The 13,870-nt window shown below is 68.6% G+C and carries 14 protein-coding genes; 7 read left to right on the top strand and 7 right to left on the bottom strand.

The genetic code is table 11. From position 1 onward, the window contains the following. Window positions 1–50: 50 nt before the first annotated feature. A complete protein-coding gene (locus tag I0K15_RS00735; protein ID WP_196103548.1) occupies window positions 51–1,301 on the bottom strand; it encodes an Ig-like domain-containing protein in 1,251 nt (416 codons plus the stop codon). A 137-nt stretch (window positions 1,302–1,438) separates the two neighbouring features. Here I0K15_RS00735 and I0K15_RS00730 point away from each other — a divergent pair, with 137 nt between their 5' ends. Beyond that, entirely contained in the window at window positions 1,439–1,999 is a 561-nt protein-coding gene (locus I0K15_RS00730) for an LOG family protein (protein ID WP_196103547.1), read from the top strand. A gap of 111 nt (window positions 2,000–2,110) precedes the next feature. Here the strand turns inward: I0K15_RS00730 and I0K15_RS00725 are convergent, their stop codons facing one another. Continuing rightward, a complete protein-coding gene (locus I0K15_RS00725) occupies window positions 2,111–2,989 on the bottom strand; it encodes a metallophosphoesterase (RefSeq protein WP_196103546.1) in 879 nt (292 codons plus the stop codon). 3 nt (window positions 2,990–2,992) lie between these two features. Then, window positions 2,993–3,592: a superoxide dismutase gene (locus I0K15_RS00720; protein WP_196103545.1), complete on the bottom strand. Its 600-nt coding sequence runs from the start codon at window positions 3,590–3,592 to the stop codon at window positions 2,993–2,995. A gap of 150 nt (window positions 3,593–3,742) precedes the next feature. Here I0K15_RS00720 and rpe point away from each other — a divergent pair, with 150 nt between their 5' ends. Next, window positions 3,743–4,444, top strand: a complete 702-nt coding sequence (rpe, locus tag I0K15_RS00715; protein WP_196103544.1) for a ribulose-phosphate 3-epimerase — start codon at window positions 3,743–3,745, stop codon at window positions 4,442–4,444. Further along, window positions 4,441–4,815 carry a DUF2237 family protein gene (locus tag I0K15_RS00710; protein WP_196103543.1) on the top strand — a complete coding sequence of 125 codons (375 nt, stop codon included), beginning with the start codon at window positions 4,441–4,443 and terminating at the stop codon, window positions 4,813–4,815. The genes rpe and I0K15_RS00710 overlap by 4 nt, the downstream gene beginning before the upstream one ends. Before the next feature lies 1 nt (window position 4,816). Here the strand turns inward: I0K15_RS00710 and I0K15_RS00705 are convergent, their stop codons facing one another. Together I0K15_RS00705 and hemB are read right to left on the bottom strand one after the other, a co-directional pair. Further along, a complete protein-coding gene (locus tag I0K15_RS00705; RefSeq protein WP_196103542.1) occupies window positions 4,817–5,200 on the bottom strand; it encodes a hypothetical protein in 384 nt (127 codons plus the stop codon). A gap of 117 nt (window positions 5,201–5,317) precedes the next feature. After that, window positions 5,318–6,322 carry a porphobilinogen synthase gene (gene hemB, locus I0K15_RS00700; RefSeq protein WP_196103541.1) on the bottom strand — a complete coding sequence of 335 codons (1,005 nt, stop codon included), beginning with the start codon at window positions 6,320–6,322 and terminating at the stop codon, window positions 5,318–5,320. Between the two features lie 120 nt (window positions 6,323–6,442). Between hemB and I0K15_RS00695 the strand changes: the two genes are divergently transcribed. The 4 genes from I0K15_RS00695 to I0K15_RS00680 all read left to right on the top strand — a co-directional run bounded on the left by I0K15_RS00695 (window position 6,443) and on the right by I0K15_RS00680 (window position 11,629). Beyond that, window positions 6,443–6,967 (top strand): hypothetical protein, encoded by a 525-nt coding sequence (locus tag I0K15_RS00695; RefSeq protein WP_196103540.1) that lies wholly within the window; start codon window positions 6,443–6,445, stop codon window positions 6,965–6,967. Window positions 6,968–7,006: 39 nt separating this feature from the next. After that, window positions 7,007–10,459 (top strand): transcription-repair coupling factor, encoded by a 3,453-nt coding sequence (mfd, locus tag I0K15_RS00690; protein WP_196103539.1) that lies wholly within the window; start codon window positions 7,007–7,009, stop codon window positions 10,457–10,459. 72 nt (window positions 10,460–10,531) lie between these two features. Further along, a complete protein-coding gene (locus tag I0K15_RS00685; protein ID WP_196103538.1) occupies window positions 10,532–10,816 on the top strand; it encodes a hypothetical protein in 285 nt (94 codons plus the stop codon). Window positions 10,817–10,891: 75 nt separating this feature from the next. Beyond that, window positions 10,892–11,629 carry a HugZ family pyridoxamine 5'-phosphate oxidase gene (locus tag I0K15_RS00680; RefSeq protein WP_196103537.1) on the top strand — a complete coding sequence of 246 codons (738 nt, stop codon included), beginning with the start codon at window positions 10,892–10,894 and terminating at the stop codon, window positions 11,627–11,629. A gap of 78 nt (window positions 11,630–11,707) precedes the next feature. Here I0K15_RS00680 and I0K15_RS00675 read toward each other — a convergent pair whose 3' ends face one another. After that, a complete protein-coding gene (locus I0K15_RS00675) occupies window positions 11,708–12,349 on the bottom strand; it encodes a DsbA family oxidoreductase (protein ID WP_196103536.1) in 642 nt (213 codons plus the stop codon). Further along, window positions 12,346–13,827, bottom strand: a complete 1,482-nt coding sequence (locus I0K15_RS00670) for an acetate--CoA ligase (RefSeq protein WP_196103535.1) — start codon at window positions 13,825–13,827, stop codon at window positions 12,346–12,348. The genes I0K15_RS00675 and I0K15_RS00670 overlap by 4 nt, the downstream gene beginning before the upstream one ends. Window positions 13,828–13,870 lie beyond the last annotated feature (43 nt).

Below are 13,870 nucleotides of genomic sequence, written 5' to 3'. Positions count from 1 at the left end.
CCCCACTCGGCACCCGCGGGACGGCTTCTGTCAAGTCGCGCGGCGCGCGCTCAGTCTTCGGGAAGGGTGAAGATCTGGCCCGGATAGATCAGGTCGGGGTTGCGGATCTGGTCGGCATTGGCCGTGAAGATCTGCGTGTAGAGGAACCCGTCGCCGTACCGCTCCCGCGCGATGGTCCACAGGTTGTTGCCCGGCTGGACGACGATCTGCTGGAACGCCGTGCTCGCCTCGGTCTGGGCCGCGGCGACGAGCTCCGGCTCCTCCCGGCGGAAGGGGCTTTCGGCGCGGCTGGTCACGCTTCCGTCAGCGGCGAGCTCGTCGACGCGCAGGGTGTAGTTGCCGGTCGTCAGCGTCTCGACCACCACCGACCAGGTGCCGTCCGCCCCGATCGAGGTGAAGGAGACCGGGCGCCCGTTGGCGTAGATCCGGGCCGAGGCGCCGGGCGTGCCGCGCCCGCTCAGCACCACGCCGCCGGTGTTGGAATAGGAGATCGCGTCGAGCACGATCTGGTCGCTCGGCCCCGGATCGGGGGCCTGCAGCACCTCCGTCGCCTCGGGTGTGGAGAGAAGCACGACCGGCGGGGCAGGGTCTTCCTCCGTCTCCGCCTCGGGCTCGACCAGGACGATCACGGTTTCCTCGGACCGGCTGGTGTTGCCGTCGGCCCCTTCGGTCTCGAGCCGCAGCTCCTGGGCGAGGCCGGTCTGCGGCGTGTCGACGAGGGCCACGAACTCGCCGCCGCTGCCCGCGATCGCGGTGCCGATCACCTCGCCATCGGCGGTGACGTTGACCTCGGTGCCGGGCTCGGCACGGCCGGCGATGACGGTGGAGCCGTCGGGCTCGACCCGGACGAGGTCGAAGGTGGGTGCGGTCTCGTCAGCGGCTTCCTCGGCAGGGGCCTCCGTTTCGGGCGCGTCGGCCGAGGCGACCTCGGTCTCCTCCGCCGGGACGGTCTCGTCTGCCTCATCGGTCTGCAGGACGCGGGCCGCGGGTGGCGTCACCGGTTCTTCCTCGACGGGAACGGCGGGAAGGAGGTCCGCGCCCGGCACCTCGGCGGTCGTCGTGCTTGGCGCCTCGTCGGCCTCGTCGCTCGGCGGCGTGGTTTCGGCCGGCTCCGCGGTCACGATGACGGTGTTGGTGTCGCGCGCCGGCGCATCGTCCTCGGCGGGCAGCTCCTGCTGCGATGCGACGATGTCGGTCGGCGCGTCGGCGCCCTGCTGCATGGACCACAAGAGCCAGATCGCGACAGCCACCCCGACTGCCCCGATCCCGAGTGCGATCCGTTTTCCGTTGGTTCCCGACATCATGGTCCCGCAATTTGTCCGGGGGCGTTCATCCACCCTCGTATTTTGCGCACACTGTTATAGTAATGTCACGGTCAGGCAATCTCTTGCCGACGACGGCCTGCCCGTCACCCTTCCATCTGAGGCAACGAGGTCACATGACATCCGCCATCCCCCTGAGTGTGTGCGTGTTTTGCGGCTCCCGCAACGGGTCCGATCCTGACTTCCGCGCGAGCGCCGAGGCCGCGGGCCGCGAGATCGCACGCCGCGGCTGGCGCGTGGTCTGGGGCGCAGGCGAGATCGGGCTTATGGGCGCGGTGGCCAAGGCCGCTCAGGACGCGGGCGGCGAGGTTTTCGGCGTCATTCCCCAGCACCTCGTCGACCGGGAATTCGGCAAGCGCGACGCGGACAAGTACGTCGTGACCGACAACATGCACACGCGAAAGACGGTGATGTTCGCCAATTCCGGCGCGGTCCTGGCGCTGCCGGGCGGGCCGGGGACGCTTGACGAGCTCTTCGAGGTGCTGACCTGGCGGCAGCTGGGTCTCCACGACCGGCCCATCGTGCTCCTGAACATCAACGGCTACTGGGACGGTCTGGTGGCACTGATCGACCACGTGATCGCACAGGGCTTCGCCGAGCCGAGTTTCCGGGCGTTCCTAACGGTGACCGAAACGGTGGAGGAGGCGATGAAGGTGCTGGACCGGTACGCGGAGTAGAGCGCGCAGAAAAGCTGTTCCGCCGGGCTGACAGGCCGGGCAGCGCCCGACCCGCCCCCCAGGGCGGGCGCTTCTCGCCCACCTACGGGTCGGGCGCTGCCCTCCGCTCCCTCAAGCGGAGCTCAGCTCGACCACCGTGATCTCGGGCATCCGCCCTAGACGAAGTGGGATCGTCGAGCAGCCAAGCCCGCCGGACACCACCAGATCCCGACCGCCCTCCCGGATGTGCCCGTAGGCGTAACGGGTGCCGTGCCGCGAGGGCACGACCAGCGCCCGCCCGAAGGCGGTGAGCTGCCCGCCATGGGTATGCCCGCAGACACTCAGCGCGATCCGCTCGGGCACCTGCGGAAAGGGATCGGGCTCGTGCATCATCAGGATCGCGGGGTCATCGCCCCTGATCGCCGCCAGCGTCGCGTCCAGATCCGCCGTCCCGGGATCGAGCCGCCCCTCGCCGAAGATCCGCTCCGTGCCCATCCCGGCGAGCCAGAAGGCTCCGCCCGCCCGCTCGATCCGAACCGCGCGGTTCTCGAGCACCGGGATGCCCGCGGCTTCCAGCGCGCGGCCGATCCGGGGCAGGTGCGGCTGGTCGCGCAGAGCCGCGTAATCCTCCCGCCAGTCGTGGTTGCCGAGCACCGCATAGCGGCCCAGCGGCGCCTCCAGCCGAGCGAGAACCTGCACCACCTCCTCGGGATGCGGACGACGCGGCATCCGCTTCAGCCCGAAGGAGACGTCGCCCGGCAGCAGCATGATGTCGGCCCCCAGCGCATTGGCCCGCGCCACGATCCGCGCCACCCGCTCCAACCCCATCACCGGCACCTGCGCGTGCAGGTCCGAGATCACGACGATCCGCAGCGGCGCGCCCGCCCACCGCTCGCTCCGCACCACATGGCGCACCACGTCGAAGCGCAGCGACGGCTCCACCGCCCATCGCGCAAAACGACGAAGGGCACCGCGCCGGGTGCCCTTCGCATAGACCTTCAGAAGGTGCATCGCTCAGAGGCGGGAGGCGACATTCTCCCAGTTCACCAGCTTCTCCAGGAAGTTATCCAGGTAAGCCGGTCGCTTGTTGCGGAAATCGATGTAGTAGGAGTGCTCCCACACATCGCAGCCCAGCAGCGCCGTCTGGTCGAAGCAGAGCGGGTTCACGCCGTTCTCGGTCTTGGTGACCTTCAGCGAGCCGTCGGTGTCCTTCACCAGCCACGCCCAGCCGGAGCCGAACTGGCCCGCGCCGGCCGCCTTGAACTCGTCCTTGAACTTGTCGACCGAGCCGAAGCTCTCGGTAATCGCGCTTTCCAGCTCACCCGGCATGCCGGTCTGGCCCGGGCCCATCATCTCCCAGAACTGGTTGTGGTTCCAGAACTGGGAGGCGTTGTTGAAGATGCCGTTCTGCGCGACCGCACCGGCCTGGTAGGTGCCCTTCACGATCTCCTCGACGGACTTGCCTTCCCACTCCGTCCCTTCGATCGCCTTGTTGCCGTTGTCGACATAGGCCTTGTGGTGGATGTCGTGGTGGTACTCCAGCGTCTCCCGGCTCATGCCGAGATCGGCGAGCGCGTCGTGGGAATAGGGCAGGTCGGGAAGAGTGAAGGCCATTTTTCGGCTCCCTGTCAGAGTTTGCGCGTTGGCACGGGCACCATGGCCCGGCTGCTCCGCCATATACGTCTTGTTGAGCCCGTGGAAAGGGTCGCGTTGCGGGCCGTCGCGATGGGGGCTACATCAGCGGCAGACCAAGGAGCCCTGCCCATGACCTTCGACCGCTCGATCAAGATCGCCCCGTCCATCCTGTCCGCCGACTTCGCCAATTTCGGTGCGGAATGCGAGGCGATCGAGGGGCAGGGCGCGGACTGGGTGCATGTGGACGTGATGGACGGGCATTTCGTGCCCAACATCACCTTTGGCCCGGCGACCTGTGCGGCGATCCGCCCGCATATCAAGGGCGTGATGGACGTCCACCTGATGATCGCGCCTGCCGATCCCTATCTGGAGGCGTTCGCGAAGGCCGGGGCGGACGTGCTGACCGTCCATGCGGAGGCCGGACCGCACCTCCACCGCTCGCTCCAGGCGATCCGGGCGCTCGGCTGCAAGGCCGGGGTGGCGCTGAACCCCTCCACGCCCGCGAGCGCGGTCGAGTACGTGCTCGACCAGATCGACCTGATCTGCGTGATGACGGTGAACCCCGGTTTCGGCGGGCAGAGCTTCATCGAGAGCCAGGTGGAGAAGGTCCGCCAGCTCCGCGCCCTCATCGGCGCTCGCCCGATCCATATCGAGATCGACGGCGGTGTGACGCCCGCCACCGCCCCCAAGGTCGCGGCGGCGGGAGCCGACGTGCTGGTCGCGGGTTCGGCGGTGTTCAAGGGCGGCTCCGTCTCGAACCCCGCACCCTATGGTGAGAACATCCGCGCGATCCGCGCGGCGGCCGAGCAGGCGGTCGGGGTGATGGCATGACCCCGGACGAGAGCCTCAACGTCTTCGGCCAGCCCCTGATCGTCTGCGGCGCGGACCCGGTGACGGGCTGGTACCGCAACGGGAAATGCGACACCTGCGCGGAGGATACCGGCTCCCACACCGTCTGCGCGGTGATGACCGAGGAGTTCCTCGCCTTCTCGAAATACGTGGGCAATGACCTGTCGACGCCGAGGCCCGAATACGGCTTCGCGGGGCTGAAGGCGGGCGACCACTGGTGCCTCTGCGCCGCCCGCTGGGCACAGGCCGCCGCCGAGGGCTGCGCCCCCCAGGTCCTGCTCGCCGCCACCCACCAGAGGGCGCTGGAGGTCTGCGACTTCGAGACACTGAAGCAGCACGCGGTGGATATCTGACTCAACTGCTACGGAACCGTCCGAAGCATCGAAAGCTTGCTCTAACGAGCTGCCGCAGCTTCAATCCGCTGTCAGGCTCGATCCTGTAGATCCGTCTCGGACCTGTTTCGTCGTAGAATACCGCACCATCCATCAGGATCATCACGGGATCCTCCAGTCGGCGCAATTCGTCGTGCTCGTGCTTGAATACCGACCGGCAGTTGGGGCATTTCGGCGCCTCGCCCGGTCTGAACCGGCCACCACAGCAGCAGGCGGGTAAGTCCTCTCGCACACGAGCTAGAAGGACAGCAGGATCTTCACCCTCGCGCATGGCGTGGTAGTCGCTTTCGCGCCGGATGACGTTCGAGCAGCAGTCGCAGAAGAAATGCGGGTAGCTCTCGCTCATGCCGCTGGTCCGGAACGCGCCTGTTATGGTTCCGCATTCGCGGCACTTCATCGACCCCACATGCGGCTGCCCAATGCGGCGCTTTATGACTGGGAGGTCGGTTAATGCCACCGGCACTCAGCTCTCCTCCGCCAGCCACTCCGCCACGTCCTTCGCGAAGTAGGTGAGGATGCCGTCGCAGCCCGCGCGCTTGAAGGCCGCCAGGCTCTCCAGCATCGCCTTTTCGCCGTCGAGCCAGCCGTTGGCGGCCGCGGCCTTGATCATCGCGTACTCGCCGGAGACCTGGTAGGCGTAGGTCGGCACGCCGAACTCGCGCTTCACGCGGGTGCAGATGTCGAGATAGGGCATCCCGGGCTTCACCATCACCATGTCCGCCCCTTCGGAGAGGTCGATGGCGACCTCGCGAAGTGCCTCGTCGGAATTGGCGGGGTCCATCTGGTAGGTCGTCTTGTCGCCCTTGAGGGCGCCCGAAGCGCCCACGGCATCCCGGAACGGCCCGTAGAAGGCGCTCGCGTACTTCGCCGCATAGCTCAGGATCGAGACATCGGGGAAATCGTTCGCCTCCAGCGCCTGCCGGATGATCGCGACCCGCCCGTCCATCATGTCCGAGGGCCCGAGGATATCCGCGCCGGCCTCCGCATGGGCCAGGGCCTGCTTCTCAAGCCCCATCAGGCTCTCGTCATTGAGCACAACGCCGTCGCGCAGGAACCCGTCATGGCCGTCGGAGTTGTAGGGATCGAGTGCGACATCGAGCATCACGCCGATGTCGAGCACCTGCTTCTTGATCTCGCGGGTGGCGCGATTCACGAGGTTGTCGGGGTTCCACGCCTCCTCCGCCCCCGGCGTCTTTACCGCCGGGTCGGTATAGGGAAAGAGCGCGATGCAGGGGATGCCGAGGCCCGCCGCCTCGTTCGCCTTTTCCGCCACCAGATCGACGCTGACCCGCTCGACGCCGGGCATGGATTCGATCGGCTGGCGCACCCCCTCGCCATCGACGACGAAGAGCGGCCAGATCAGGTCGTCCACGCTCAGCCGCGTCTCCCGCACCAGGCGGCGCATCCAGTCGGACTGGCGCAGGCGGCGGGGACGGGTCATCGGGAAGGGTGCGGCGGGGTGCGGCATGGGGCTCTCCTGAAGCTGTGACCGATGTCGCACGGTCACAGCGGCGCGCTCAAGCGGAAATCGGCTTGTTGCGGATCGCGGCGCCGCTATGCTCCGGCTCGCACGCCAGGGAGGATGTCCGTGGGGGACGTGGTCCGCAACTTCATTGATTTCGACAGCTTTTCATCGCTTTGGTACTGGATCTTCATGGCGCTGGCCTGGACCTCCCGCACGCATTGGACCATCGGCGTTCCCTTCGATGCGATCATCCGCGCGGACCGCCGCGGCCCGCCGTGGGAGGAGCATGTCGACGTCATCGCCCACGCGATGGCGGCCCGCTTCCACCTGTTCGTGCGGCGCGGCGGGGCCTGGGTCGTCGGGGTCACGACCTTCGCACTGACTGCGGTCGGCACCGCGGCGCTGCTCTTCGGGAACGAGTTCGCGCAGGCGATCTTTGCCGTCGCCCTGCCGATGGTGATCGCGGAGGCGGGCGACGTCCGCCTCGCCCTGCGCATCCATGACGAGCAGCTGTCGGGCTACGAGCTGCGCCGTGCCATCGTCTGGCGGCGCTTTCTCAACCAGGCGACCGGGCTCTTCTCGATCCTTCTGGCGAGTGCCTTTGCGACGTTCCAGTTCCTTCAACAGGCAGCCCTTGCGATCTGGTAGCTCTTGCGGCGGCTGCGCGGGCGGGCTACCTCGCCGCGCATGAAGGATGGCGGACCCCTGACGACAGGCTCCGTGCTGGTCGGCGGCGCGCCCGAGGGCTACGACGCTCAGCTCGTGGCGGATTATGTGCGGCGCGAAGGTGCGCCGCTCATCCATGTCGCGCGCGACGATGCCCGGCTCGCGGCCCTGCGCGCCTCGCTGCGGTTCGTCGCACCCGACCTGCCGGTGCTGGAGTTCCCGGCCTGGGACTGCCTGCCCTACGACCGCATCTCGCCCAATGCCGAGGTGTCGGCCCGGCGTATGGCGACACTGGCGGCCCTGGCCGACGGCTTCGACCGGCCTGCGGTGGTGCTGACCACGCTCAATGCCGCGACCCAGCGGGTGCCTGCGCGCAGCACCGTGGCCGATGCGAGCTTCACCGCCACGGTGGGCGGACGGCTCGATGAGGCGCGGCTGCGCGGCTGGCTCGCCCGCATGGGCTTTTCCCAGACGCCCACGGTGACGGAGCCCGGCGACTACGCCGTGCGCGGCGGTCTCATCGACATCTATCCGCCGGGCCCGCTCGGCCCCGTCCGTCTCGACCTCTTCGGCGACGTGCTCGACGGCGCGCGCCGGTTCGAGGCGGAGAGCCAGCGCACCACCGACACCGTCGACCGGGTGGAACTCGCGCCCGTCTCCGAGGTCGTGCTGGACGAGGACTCCATCCAGCGCTTCCGCCGCACCTATCGCGAGACCTTCGGCCAGCCTGGCCCCGACGATGCGCTCTACGAGAGCGTCAGCGCCGGGCGGAAGCATCAGGGCTACGAACACTGGGCGCCCTTCTTCCACGAGAAGATGGAGACGCTCTTCGACTACCTGCCCGACGCGCCCGTGACCCTCGACGACCAGACCGAGCCCGCGCGCGAGGCCCGGTGGGAGACGATCGAGGATCACTACCGCGCCCGCCAGGACGTGCTGAAGGAGAAGGGCCGCCGCGACGGCGCCTACAAGCCGGTGCCGCCGGGCCAGCTCTATCTCGACGAGGCGGCATGGGAGGACGCGCTGGGCGCCCGCGCGGTGCGCCGTTTCTCCCCGAACCCGCAGCCGTCGGGCCCAGGCGTGATCGATGCGGGCGGGCGGACGGGCCGCAACTTCGCGCCCGAGCGGCAGGCGGAGGACCTGAGCCTCTTCGGCGCGCTCGCCGACCACATCGCGAAGAAGCGCCGCAACGGCGCCGTCATCCTCGCCAGCTACTCCCAGGGCGCGCGGGAGCGGATGGCGAGCCTGCTCGCCGATACTGGCGTCGCCGATGCGAAGCTCATCGACCGTTTCAGTGAGGCGGGCGGCAAGGGCTCGCTCTCCCTCGCCGTGTGGGAGCTCGAGGCCGGTTTCGACGCCAATGGCCAGACGGTGATTGCGGAGCAGGATGTGCTCGGCGACCGCCTCGTCCGCCGGGGCCGCCGCAAGAAGCGCGCCGACAACTTCCTGACGGAAGCCGCCAGCCTCTCCCCCGGCGATCTCGTGGTTCATGTGGAGCACGGCGTCGGCCGCTATCACGGGCTGGAGACGATCACCGCCGCGGGCGCCCCCCACGAATGCCTCGCGCTCGAATACGCCGACAACGCCCGCCTCTACCTGCCGGTGGAGAACATCGAGCTTCTGACCCGCTACGGTCACGAGGAAGGGTTGCTCGATCGCCTCGGCGGCGGCGCTTGGCAGGCCAAGAAGGCCAAGCTCAAAGAGCGGATCAAGATGATGGCCGAGCGCCTGATCCGCGTCGCGGCCGAGCGTGCGCTGCGCAAGGCCCCCATCCTCACACCGCCCGAGGGGCTGTGGGACGAGTTCTGCGCCCGCTTTCCCTATCAGGAGACGGAGGATCAGCTTTCGGCCATCGAGGACGTGCTCGACGACATGGGCAAGGGCACGCCCATGGACCGGCTGATCTGCGGCGATGTGGGCTTCGGCAAGACCGAGGTCGCACTGCGCGCCGCCTTCGTGGCGGCCCTGTCCGGCGTGCAGGTGGCCGTGATCGCACCCACCACGCTGCTCGCCCGCCAGCACTACAAGGCCTTTGCCGAGCGGTTCCGCGGCCTGCCGGTGAAGGTCTGCCAGATGTCGCGCTTCGTCTCGACCAAGGAGATGGCGCAGACCCGCGAGGCGCTGGGCCGCAACGAGATCGAGATCGTCATCGGGACCCACGCGATCCTCGCCAAGGGGGTGAAGTTCGCGAACCTGGGCCTGCTCATCATCGACGAGGAGCAGAAATTCGGCGTCCAGCACAAGGAGCGGCTGAAGGAGCTCCGCTCCGACGTTCACGTGCTGACCATGACCGCGACGCCGATCCCGCGTACGCTGCAACTCAGCCTGTCGGGCGTGCGCGAGCTCTCCATCATCGGGACACCGCCTGTCGATCGCCTCGCCGTGCGCACCTACGTCTCCGAATTCGATCCGCTGACGGTGCGCGAAGCTCTGCTGCGGGAGAAGTATCGCGGCGGGCAGGCGTTCTACGTCGTGCCCCGCGTCAGCGACCTCGCGGAGATCGAGGAGTTCCTGCGCGAGGAGGTGCCCGAGGTCACCTTCATTACCGCCCACGGCCAGATGGCGGCCGGTGAGCTCGACGAGCGGATGAACGCCTTCTACGACGGGCAATACGACGTGCTGCTCGCCACCACCATCGTGGAGTCGGGCATCGACATCCCGGCGGCCAACACGTTGATCGTGCACCGCGCCGACATGTTCGGCCTCGCCCAGCTCTACCAGATCCGCGGCCGCGTCGGCCGGTCGAAGATCCGCGCCTACGCCTACCTCACCACCAAGCGCCGCAAGAAGCTGACCCCCGCCGCACAGAAGCGCCTGCGCGTCCTCGGCTCGCTGGATTCGCTCGGCGCGGGCTTCGCGCTGGCGAGCCAGGATCTCGACATCCGCGGTGCCGGCAACCTTCTGGGCGAGGAGCAGTCCGGCCAGATCCGCGAGGTCGGCTACGCGCTCTACCAGGACATGTTGGAGGAGGCGATCAACAAGCTGAAATCGGGGCAGGGCGAAGGCCTCTCCGACGACGGCCAGTGGTCGCCGCAGATCAATCTCGGCGTGCCGGTGCTGATCCCCGAGGACTACGTCCCCGACCTCGACGTGCGCCTCGGCCTCTACCGTCGCCTCTCGACCCTCGACAAGAAGGTGGAGCTCGAGGGCTTCGCTGCTGAGCTCATCGACCGCTTCGGCCCGCTGCCGGGCGAGGTCGACATGCTCCTGAAGATCGTCCGGGTGAAGGCGATGTGCCGCAAGGCCAATATCGGCCGCATCGACGGCGGGCCGAAGGGTGCGACCGTGCAGTTCCACGAGAACCGCTATGCCCGCCCAGAGGGCCTCGTCCAGTTCATCCAGGACCAGAACGGCCGCGCGAAGATCAAGGACAACAAGGTTGTCGTGGCCCGCAACTGGCCCGACGAGAAGGCCCGCCTGAACGGCGCCTTCACCATCGCGCGCGACCTCGCCCGCCTCGCCAAAGCGGGCTGAACGGGAACTATTCGCGACCGCAGCACGTTTCTCACCCAGATCCACATTGGGATTCAAGGAACGGAGTTTGTTATGAAATATGCTATTGCCATTGCCGCCGCGGTCGTCGTCGCCCTCGGCCTCGTCTATTTCGTCGACGTGGACCAGACGCAGGAAGCCGCACTGCCCGAGGTGACCATCGAAGGGGGTGAGCTGCCCGCCTACGACGTGGAAACCGGCGATGTCGAGATCGGCTCGACCGAAGCCACCGTGGAAGTGCCGGATGTCGACATCAGCACCAGCGAAGAGATCGTGACGCTGCCGACGATCGACGTCGAAAGCCCCGAGGAAGACAACCGGACCGCCGAGAGCAACTGATCCCGGCCGGAGCCATTCGAAGGGCTGCGCATCCCCGCGCGGCCCTTTTCCTTTGCGAACCCTATATGCTGGGGCATGACCCGTCCCGAGACCCTCCAGCCCGTCACCGATGAGGCGATCCGCCTCGCCAAGACCCTGCTCCGGACCGAGCGCCACGGTGCCCTTGGCACGCTGGAGCCGGGCTCGGGTGCGCCGCAGGTCAGCCGCGTCTCTCTCGCCACTGACCCGACCGGCGCGCCGCTCATCCTGATCTCCCGCCTGTCGGCCCATTTCGCGGCCCTCGAAGCGGATCCACGCTGCTCGCTGCTGCTTGGAACGCCGGGCAAGGGCGATCCGCTCGCCCATCCGCGCATGACGCTGGCCGCCTGCGCCGAGATGCTGGACGGTGACGCGCGGCAGGCGGCCCGCACCCGCTTCCTCGCCCGCCATCCGAAGGCCGCGCTCTATGCCGATTTCACCGATTTCGCCTTCTGGCGTCTGACGCCGCAGGGCGCCTCGCTCAACGGCGGCTTCGCCCGCGCGTTCGAGCTGACCGCCGACCACCTCGCCACACCCGCGATGCCGGACCTCACCGCCCTCGAACCCGACGCCGTGGTGCACATGAACGAGGACCACCGCGACGCCATCAAGCTCTACGCCGAGACCCTACTGGGCGAGCCCGAAGGCGACTGGCGCATCGCAACCCTCGATCCCGAAGGCATGGACCTGATCCACGGCGACCGCGTGGCCCGCCTCTCGTTCGACCCGCCACTCCGTTCCGCCGACGAACTGCGCCCGCGGCTTGTGGCCCTCGGCAAACGCGCCCGCGCCTGACCTTCTTCTTTGCAAAAGTACGCTTGGGGGTTCGGGCCGGGAACGGGCCAACGGGGCAGACAGCCCCCCGATTCCGTCTCAGCCCTGCGCTTCGACCGCCGCGGTGAGGTCGGCAATCACCTTCTCCCACACCGCCGGCTCCTGCGCGCCCTGCACCACGTAGCGCCCGCCGATCAGGAAGGTCGGCACGCCGCTGACGCCCATCTCGCGCGCCTGCGTGTCCTCGGCGATCACCTCCGCCCGGTCCGCGTCGCCCGCCAATAGCCGCTCGACGATCTCACGCTCCATCCCCGCGCTCTGAGCCACGTCAAGCAGCACGGCGTGGTCCGAAATGTCCTGCCCCTCCTTGAAATACCGCCGGAAAAGCTGGCTCACGACCGCGGACTGGTTGCCGGTGGTCTGGGCCCAGCGGATCACACGGTGCGCATCCACGGTGTTCGGCGTCCGCGCGATCTTCGCGAAGTCCACGTCGAGCCCGGCCTCCTGCGCCGCCTGCTCGATCCGGGCATAGAAGCCCTTCGCGTTCTCCTTCCCGAACTTCGCCTCCAGATACTCCGTCCGGTCCATTCCCTCCGCCGGCATGTCGGGGTTGAGCTGGAAGGGCCGCCACGTGATCTCGAACGGATTGCCCCCGGCCTCCAGCGCCCGGTCGAGCTTCGCCTTGCCGATATAGCACCACGGGCAGATCGGGTCGGAGATGATGTCGAGGCGGGTGGTCATGGCAGCTCCGGGTCGTAGAGGGCGGGCAGGGCGCGGCGCGCGAGCTTTCCGGTCGGTCCGCGCGGCAGGTCGGCGACGATCTGAATATGCTTCGGGCACTTGTAGGCGGCAAGGCGGGCGGCAAGCTGCGCCTTCACACCTGCGGCATCCGCGGGACCCGTTATGAAGCCCGCGATGATCCGGGTGCCGGGCTTCGGCGAGACCTCGCAGACCCCGGCTTCGGCCACCTCCGGTAGCGCCTCCAGCGCCGCCTCCACCTCCAGCGGCGAGACGCGGTAGCCCTGCGCGGTCATCAGGTCGTCGGTCCGGCCGAGATAGCGGATGGCGCCATCTTCAAGCATCTCCACCCGGTCGCCGGTGCAGAACCAGTCGCGGGGCGGGTCCTCGCCGAGATAGCCGAGCATCAGGCCGGGGTCGGAAGCGTGAACCGCCAACTCGCCGGGGTCCCCGCGGGGCACCGGACCATTCTCGTCCAGCACCGCAACGCTCCGCCCCGGCTGCGGCCAGCCGGTGATCCCGTCCGGCGCGGGGCGGGCGGGCGAGGACGAGACATAGGTCGACACCTCCGTCATCCCCAACGCTTCGTGCAGTTCCAGCCCGGTGCGGCGACGCCACTCCGCGCGCAGCGATGCCTGCAGGCTCTCCCCTGCGCTCAGCCCGTGGCGCAGGCTCGCGCAGGCGACGTGCAGGTCACCGTCCCACTTCAATATCTGCCGGTAGACACCTGGAACGGCCGCGAAAATCGTCGGCCGCTCCGCCGCGATCACCTCCGGCAGCGCGCCGTCCCGCCGGATCAGTGCCGTAACTCCGGCCGCCCACGGATCCATAAGCCCGGTGCCGAGCGTATAGGTCCAGTTGAAGGCCCCGGCGTGGAACAGCACGTCGTCCGGCGTCAGCCCGTACCAGCCCTCCCACATCATCCGCCGCGCCCAGACCGCACGCTGCGCATGGACCACTGCCTTCGCGCGGCCGCCGGAGCCGGAGGTGAAGACGATATAGGCCGGGTCATCCTTCGCGGTGTCCGCAAAACCGACCGGCGCGGCCCGGCGCAGCGCCGCGAGATCCGTCAGCACCGGCGCCTTCACCGGCGGCAGGTCCAGCCCCTCGCCCAACGCGACCATCTTCGGCCCTAGCAGCGCGATCATCGGCGAAAGCTCCGCCGCCGCGAGCTGTGCGGAGACCGGCACCGGTACCGCCCCCAGCGCATTCGCGCCGAGGAAGAGCAGTGGAAAGTCCACCTCGTTCCCCAGCCGCAGCAGCAGCCGATCCCCCCGCTCCAGACCCACTGCGGCGAGGCCCCCGGCCACCCGCTCTACCGTCTCGATCAGGCGGGCGTAGCTCCAGCTCTCCCGCCCCGCACCCACCAGCCGCAGCGCCTCCTTCTCCGGCACCGCACGGCCCGCGGACAGCACGTAGGCGGCGAGGTTGAAGCGCTCGGGGCAGGGGGGCGGCGTGCCCCGGACGATGCTCGGTTCCATGGGCCCACCCGTCCCATATTGCCCCGCCCCCGTCCATCGCCTA

Source organism: Pontivivens ytuae (assembly GCF_015679265.1).
GTDB lineage: Bacteria > Pseudomonadota > Alphaproteobacteria > Rhodobacterales > Rhodobacteraceae > Pontivivens > Pontivivens ytuae.
Note: the sequence above shows the minus strand (reverse complement) of the source record. Positions and strands in the feature narration are given on the sequence as shown.

Coding starts and splice junctions, on each gene's coding strand:
- rpe (WP_196103544.1), top strand. CDS start 3,743: ATGACCTTCGACCGCTCGATCAAGATCGCCCCGTCCATCCTGTCCGCC.
- I0K15_RS00675 (WP_196103536.1), bottom strand. CDS start 12,349: ATGACCACCCGCCTCGACATCATCTCCGACCCGATCTGCCCGTGGTGC.
- I0K15_RS00735 (WP_196103548.1), bottom strand. CDS start 1,301: ATGTCGGGAACCAACGGAAAACGGATCGCACTCGGGATCGGGGCAGTC.
- I0K15_RS00725 (WP_196103546.1), bottom strand. CDS start 2,989: ATGCACCTTCTGAAGGTCTATGCGAAGGGCACCCGGCGCGGTGCCCTT.
- I0K15_RS00730 (WP_196103547.1), top strand. CDS start 1,439: ATGACATCCGCCATCCCCCTGAGTGTGTGCGTGTTTTGCGGCTCCCGC.
- I0K15_RS00685 (WP_196103538.1), top strand. CDS start 10,532: ATGAAATATGCTATTGCCATTGCCGCCGCGGTCGTCGTCGCCCTCGGC.
- mfd (WP_196103539.1), top strand. CDS start 7,007: ATGAAGGATGGCGGACCCCTGACGACAGGCTCCGTGCTGGTCGGCGGC.
- I0K15_RS00680 (WP_196103537.1), top strand. CDS start 10,892: ATGACCCGTCCCGAGACCCTCCAGCCCGTCACCGATGAGGCGATCCGC.
- I0K15_RS00720 (WP_196103545.1), bottom strand. CDS start 3,592: ATGGCCTTCACTCTTCCCGACCTGCCCTATTCCCACGACGCGCTCGCC.
- hemB (WP_196103541.1), bottom strand. CDS start 6,322: ATGCCGCACCCCGCCGCACCCTTCCCGATGACCCGTCCCCGCCGCCTG.
- I0K15_RS00710 (WP_196103543.1), top strand. CDS start 4,441: ATGACCCCGGACGAGAGCCTCAACGTCTTCGGCCAGCCCCTGATCGTC.
- I0K15_RS00670 (WP_196103535.1), bottom strand. CDS start 13,827: ATGGAACCGAGCATCGTCCGGGGCACGCCGCCCCCCTGCCCCGAGCGC.
- I0K15_RS00705 (WP_196103542.1), bottom strand. CDS start 5,200: ATGAGCGAGAGCTACCCGCATTTCTTCTGCGACTGCTGCTCGAACGTC.